At 63.8% G+C, this 6,393-nt stretch carries 6 protein-coding genes; 4 read left to right on the forward strand and 2 right to left on the reverse strand.

Going from position 1 to position 6,393, the window contains the following annotated elements:
* The 4 genes from AB4Z11_RS19415 to AB4Z11_RS19430 all read left to right on the forward strand — a co-directional run.
* Nucleotides 1-211, forward strand: a 211-nt coding sequence (locus AB4Z11_RS19415) for a cation:dicarboxylate symporter family transporter (RefSeq protein ID WP_442027002.1), incomplete at its 5' end; no start/stop codon positions are given.
* 65 nt (nt 212-276) lie between these two features.
* On the forward strand, nt 277-1,041 hold the full coding sequence (locus AB4Z11_RS19420) for a histidine phosphatase family protein (RefSeq protein ID WP_442027003.1): 765 nt from the start codon (nt 277-279) through the stop codon (nt 1,039-1,041).
* 9 nt (nt 1,042-1,050) lie between these two features.
* On the forward strand, nt 1,051-1,968 hold the full coding sequence (locus tag AB4Z11_RS19425) for an NAD(P)H-hydrate dehydratase (protein WP_442027004.1): 918 nt from the start codon (nt 1,051-1,053) through the stop codon (nt 1,966-1,968).
* 23 nt (nt 1,969-1,991) lie between these two features.
* Nucleotides 1,992-2,348, forward strand: coding sequence for a hypothetical protein (locus AB4Z11_RS19430; RefSeq protein ID WP_442027006.1), 357 nt, complete (start codon nt 1,992-1,994; stop codon nt 2,346-2,348).
* A gap of 139 nt (nt 2,349-2,487) precedes the next feature.
* On the opposite strand, the gene AB4Z11_RS19435 is transcribed toward AB4Z11_RS19430, so the two are convergent.
* Together AB4Z11_RS19435 and AB4Z11_RS19440 are read right to left on the reverse strand one after the other, a co-directional pair.
* On the reverse strand, nt 2,488-3,900 hold the full coding sequence (locus tag AB4Z11_RS19435) for an OmpP1/FadL family transporter (protein WP_442027007.1): 1,413 nt from the start codon (nt 3,898-3,900) through the stop codon (nt 2,488-2,490).
* Between the two features lie 157 nt (nt 3,901-4,057).
* Nucleotides 4,058-6,393, reverse strand: a 2,336-nt coding sequence (locus AB4Z11_RS19440; protein WP_442027008.1) for an efflux RND transporter permease subunit, incomplete at its 5' end; no start/stop codon positions are given.

A 6,393-nucleotide genomic window follows, 5' to 3' on the forward strand; every position in this document is an offset into this window, starting at 1 on the left:
GATCGTGCTGTCTTCGCTCAACCTGCCGGTCGCACTGGCGGGTTTGCTGATTTCGATTGAGCCGCTGATCGATATGGGACGCACCGCGCTCAACGTCAGCGGGGCCATCACGGCGGGCACACTGACCAGCCGTGTGATGGGCGAAACCAATCTGGAAATTTTCAACAGCAACGTCGAGTTGCGGCCCGATAGCGAAGAACAGGCGGCTTAAGCGAAGCGCCGCCCTTTTGTCGATTCGTCTACCATGTGCCGCAACGGCTTCGGAATGGGTGGACGATGGAACAGAAATGGCCCCAACGTATCTGGCTGGTAAGGCATGGACAAAGCGCAGGTAATGTCGCGCGCGATGCCGCCGAAGCTGCCGCCGAATTGCTGATCGATATCGCCGAGCGCGATGTGGACGTGCCGCTGTCCGAACTGGGGCAGCGCCAGGCCAACGCACTGGCGCAGTGGTTCTGCGATCTGCCTGCCGATGCGCGCCCTACCGTCGTGCTGTTCTCGCCCTACCTGCGTGCGCGCAGCACGGCCGAAACGGTGCTGCTCAAACTGGGCCGGGACGATATGGTGGCCGTGGTGTCCGATGAACGCTTGCGCGAAAAAGAGTTTGGCATCACGGACCGGCTGACGCCACTGGGCATCGCCCATAAGTATCCCGAGCTGGCGGCGCAGCGCAAGCACGTCGGCAAATTCTATTTCCGCCCGCCGGGTGGTGAAAGCTGGTGCGATGTCATCCTGCGCCTGCGCAGCGTGCTCGACACCATCTCGCGCGAGTACCGCCGCGAGAGCGTGCTGATCGTGGGCCACCAGGTGATCGTCAACTGCTTCCGCTATCTGTTCGAGCGGCTGGATGAAGAAGCCATCCTCGCCATCGACCGCGCGGAAGACGTGCCCAACTGCGGCGTGGTCGGCTACGAATTCGACCCGCAAGTGGGCAAGAACGGCAAGCTGGTGCTGCGCATGGAAAACTTCGTGGCGCCGCTGAAAGACAGCGGTACGCCGGTTACCGTCAAGCCGGACATCCCGGCCGCACCGAAATCCTGAGGATGCATCATGCAGGCCATCGACATCACGCCCAATGTGCTGCGCGAATGGCCGCTGCCCCAGCCCCGCCACGACGGCGATAAGGAAGCGCGTGGCCATGTGCTGGTGGTGGCCGGGTCGCGCGAGATGCCGGGCGCCGCCATCCTAGCGGCCAATTCCGCGCTGCGTGCCGGCGCCGGCAAGCTGACGATAGCCACCGCGGCCAGCGTCAGCGCCGTGGTTGGCGCAGCGATTCCCGAAGCCCGCGTGGTCGGACTGGCCGAAACGGCAGCCGGCGGCTTTCTGGCAGAAGGCGCACGCCGCCTGGCTGACCTGGCCGTCAAAGTCGATGCACTGCTGATCGGCCCCGGCATGCAGGACGACGCCGCGGCGGCCGAGCTGGTGCATGCCCTGCTGCCCAAGCTGTCCGGCACGCCCTTGATCCTCGATGCCTGCGCCCTGTGTGCCCTGTGCGCGCCGGCCGAGCCACACTTGCTGGAAGAGCCGGTGGACTGGGCGCATTTCCGCTTCAACGGACCGGTACTGCTGACGCCGCATGCGGGCGAGATGGCGCGCCTGTCCGGGACTGCCCGCAAAACGATTGAACAAGATCCGCATGCCGCCGCCACGCAGGCCGCGGCGCGATGGAATACTGCGGTGGTGCTGAAAGGCGCCACCACGGTCCTGGCTGCCCCCGGCGGCAAGCTGTGGCAGCACCAGGGCGGCAACGTCGGCCTGGCCATTTCCGGCTCAGGCGACTGCCTGGCTGGCATCATCGCCGGACTGGCCGCACGCGGCGCTTCGCTGGAACAGGCTGCAGCCTGGGGCGTGGCGCTGCATGCCTCGGCTGGCGAGCAACTGTCGATACGCTACGGCGTACTGGGCTATCTGGCGCGCGAAATCCCGGCGGAAATCCCCGCCCTGCTGCGCACGCTCGCCCCGGCATGAACCCAAGGGAAAGGAACAGCATCATGACAGCAATTCGTACCACCACGGCCCTGCTCGCAGGCGCCGCGCTGGCGGCCGCCATGCTGGGCGGCTGCAAGAACCGCGAGGCCGAGAGCCCGGCCACGCCAGCGGCAAATAGCACCGGGACCGGCACCACGCCGGATACGGGCGGTACCGGCACGGCCCCCGCCATGCCAGCAGCCAATAACGCCACGCCGGCCACGCCGCCGCCCGCCRATACCACGACCACGCCGCCGCCATCGAGTGGCACCAGCGGCACGGAAGGCGCCACCGGCCAGAGCCCGCCACCGCCGATCGTTACGCCGGACCGTACCGACAGCAACAGCAACAGCACGCGCGACCGCCGGCCTACTTATTGAAGCCGCTTGCGGCGCTGATACGGCGGATCGATGATCCGCCCTACGCCTTGGCCGCGCCGCGCATTGCGTAGGGTAAAAAAAACGGCGCCGCTAGGGCGCCGTTCGTAGGGCGGAACATTGTTCCGCCGCCTTGGTTAGCTTAGAACTTGTAGTTGTAAGCCAGGCCGATCAGCTGCAGGTGGGTCTGCCAGGTGCCCTTGGTCAGTTCACCGTTGCCGGTGCAGCCCGCGGTCAGAGGCGAGCAGCCGTTCTTGTAGTTGCCGTTCGCATCCTGGAAGTGCAGGAAGGAGTAAGCCAGGTCAACCGACGAGTGGTTGTCCAGCTTCCAGTTCGCGCCGAGCGACAGCTGGGTGCGGTTCGCATCCGGCAGTGCTGGGTGACGCAGGGTGTCATCCGGTACTGGGGTCTGGTCGTAAGCCACGCCGCCGCGCAGCATGACTTTCTCGTTCAGCTGGTAGTTCGCGCCGGCGGAGAAGCGCCAGGTGTTCTTCCAGTTCTGACGGATCACCTCGTCGCCCTGCACGGTGCCAGGGAACTGGATGTTCAGGTTGGTCATGCGCGAGTTGCGGGTCCAGGTCGCATCGCCCATCACGGCCCACTGCGAGTTCAGCTGGTGGAAGCCGTTGATCGACATGGTTTCCGGAGTGCGGATGTCCACCAGAGCAGCGGAGTTAGCCTTGCCCGAGTTGGCGGCGATGATCTTGTTCACTGCGGCATCGCTGGTCACGTTGAAGTCCCAGACTGCGCTGCCCTTCAGGTGGTGCGAGATCGCCGAGCGGTATGCCAGGCCGAAGCGGGTGTTCTGGTCCAGCTGGAACAGGTAGCCGATGTTGAAGCCGTAGCCCCAGTCTTTGCCGTCCATGGAGCCGTGGCCGTCCTTCACGGTGGCCAGGGCAGCCGGGTTGCCGCCAGCGGCCATGATGGCCTTGATCAGCTGAGCAGCAGCCGGAGAGGCGCTCAGGGCAGCGATGGAACCAGGCACGTCAACGCCCTGGCCCAGCTTGGCCTTCATGTATTCCAGGTCCAGACCGAAGCCGAAGGAGTGCTGCTCGTTCAGCTTGAAGGAGACGGACGGGTTGATGTTCACTGCATCCAGCTTGACGTTGGTCAGCGCGTAGCGGCCGGACCAGCCCCAGTCGTAGGACAGCTTGGTGCCGTAAGGAACGTACACGCCAACGCCGGCAGCCCACTGGTCATTGATCTTCTTGCTGAAGTACAGGGATGGCGCCGCAACCACGCTTGGCGCGTAGTCGTCGGTGCTCTGCAGGCCGCCAACCGGGGTGCCGGTGAAGCGCTTGGAGCCGGTGTCTTCGAAGGACGAATGCGGCACCACGGCGGTCACGCCGCCCATGATTTGCATGCCATCCAGGCGGCTCAGGCCGGCCGGGTTGGCGAAGATGGTGGAAGCGTCAGCTGCTTCGGCGCCGTTGGACTCCGCAGTGCCCTGGGAGGACACGCTCTGGGAGCCGAAACGGTAACCCGATGCATTAGCAGACATGGAAACGGCGCTCAGGGCAGCCGCGATGATGAGGGCGAGGTGTTTGGGGTTCAAGATTGCGTCTCGGTAAATGTTGTTGATATTTAGTCATGGCCCGTACCGTGCTTACGGTACGGGCAACGAAGCATACACTAAAAGAGTACGAGGGTGCTTTTTATTTATGCAAAGAAAAAGGACCCGAAGGTCCTTTTCCCTTTTAACCAACAGGCGATCAGGCGGTTGCGGTCTTGCCTGCGCCGCGGCGGAATACCAGATTCACCAGTTTCATCACCAGGCGGAACACCAGGCGGATGAAAGTCAGGGTCAGAATGGCTTCCACAAAGGTGATGATACCGGCTGGCGCCGCAGACCAGCGTTCGGCACGGCGCTGGAACTTGGCATACATGCGGTCGCGGGCGATCTCGATCGAGTCGTAGAAGGTCGGCACCATCAGCAGGGTCAGCATGGTCGAAGTGATCGTGCCGCCAATGATCGCAATCGCCAGCGGACGGTAGAACTCGCCGCCCTCGCCCGTACCAATCGCCACCGGCAGCATACCGGCGATCAGTGCGAACGTGGTCATCAGGATCGGACGCAAACGCATGCGGCCGGCGTACATCAGCGCATCTTCACGGCCATAGCCCTCTTCCTCACGCTTGCGCGCCGCATCCAGCAACAGAATCGCATTCTTGGCGACCAGGCCCATCAGCATGATCACGCCAATCAGGCTCATCAGGTTGATGGTGTTCTTGGTCAGCAGCAGGCCCGCCACCACGCCGATCAGGGACAGCGGCAGCGACAGCATCACCGCCACCGGCGCCGTGAAGGAACCGAACTGCATCACCAGGATCAGGTACATCAGGCCGATACCGGACACCAGGGCGATCGCCATCTGGGTGAACACTTCCTGCATGTCCTTGCCCGCGCCGCCCAGGGCCAGGCCATAGCCCGGCGGGAAGTCGATGGACTTGGCCAGTTTCATGGCGTCGGCAGTCACTTCGCCAGCCGAACGGCCCTGCACGTTGGCCGACACGGCGATGGTGCGCTTGCCATCCTTGTGCTTGATGGTGGACGGACCTTTGCCCATGGTGATATGGGCGATCTGCTCCAGCGGCACCATCTGGTTGGTACCGGCCACAGCGATCGGCAGGCGCTCGATGTTCTCGGCGCTGGTACGGTCTTCCGGCGCCAGGCGCACCGCCACGTCGCGGGTTTCACCGGTCGGGTCGATCCAGTCGCCGACTTCGATACCGGCGAAGGCCACGCGCAGCGCGGTCGCGGCGTCGCCGGAACCAATGCCCATGGAATTCGCCAGGCCGCGGTTCAGTTCGATCTGCAGCTCATCCTTCGGGTCCTGCTCGGACAGGCTCACGTCCACCGCGCCAGGAATCTTGCGCAGCTTGTCCATGAAGTCGTTGGTCAGTTCCATCAGCTTGCGCGAATCGACGCCGGTGAATTCGATCTGCACCGGCTTGCGGGCGCCGTTGGACAGGTCATCCAGCACCACGTATTCAGCGCCAACCAGCACTTTCAGCTTCTCGCGCAGCTCCACGGCTACTTCGGTCGCCGAACGCTTGCGCTCGGTCTTCTTGCCAATATCGACGTAGACGCGGCCACCGCTCAGGTTGGAGTAGCTATTGGTTTCCTTGGTTTCCTTGATGGCGCGGGCGATTTCCGCAGCGCGTTCCACTTTCAGCGTGGAGTAATCCAGGCTGCTGGAAGATGGCGTACGCACGTCGATAGCAATCGTGCCCCAGTCGGACATCGGCACGAAGCTGGCGCCGCCGAACTTGCCTTGCAGGACCAGTGCGCCCACGAAGGTGACGATCGCGATCACAGCCATGGAACGGCGGTGATGCAGCGCCCACGCAATCACATTGCCGTAGCGGTCAGCCTGATGATCGAACCAGTGGTTGAACTTCTGCAGCAGCTTCTCGAAGCCCTTGCGCGGCGCCGTGTGATGGTCAGGCGGGTCGCCCCAGAACGCGGACAGCATCGGGTCCAGGGTGAAGGAAATGAACAGCGACACGGCCACCGAGCAGGTCACGGTCAGCGCGAACGGGCGGAACCACTCGCCGGTAATGCCCGGCATGAAGGCCACCGGAATGAACACCGCCATGATGGAGAAGGTCGTCGCTGCCACAGCCAGGCCGATCTCGGCCGTGCCGTTCAGGGCTGCCGAGCGGCGGTCGGCGCCGTTCTGCATATGGCGCACAATGTTTTCCCGCACCACGATCGCATCGTCGATCAGCACGCCGATTGCCAGCGACAGGCCCAGCAGGGTCATGAAGTTCAGGGTAAAGCCGCACAGCCACACGCCGATAAAGGCGGCAATCACGGAAGTCGGCAGCGACAGCGCGGTAATCAGGGTCGAACGCCAGGAATTCAGGAAGGCGTACACCACGAAGATGGTCAGGCCGGCGCCGAACACCAGGGACTCGATCACGTTGTTCAGGCTGTCCTGTGCGTGCTGGCCGCCGTCGTCGGTCACTTCCAGAATGGTGCCGGGCTGCAGTTCCTTGGCGATCTCATCGACCACCTTGTGCACATTCTTGGCCACCGTCACAG

This window comes from Pseudoduganella sp. RAF53_2 (assembly GCF_052113985.1).
Taxonomy (GTDB): domain Bacteria; phylum Pseudomonadota; class Gammaproteobacteria; order Burkholderiales; family Burkholderiaceae_D; genus Rugamonas.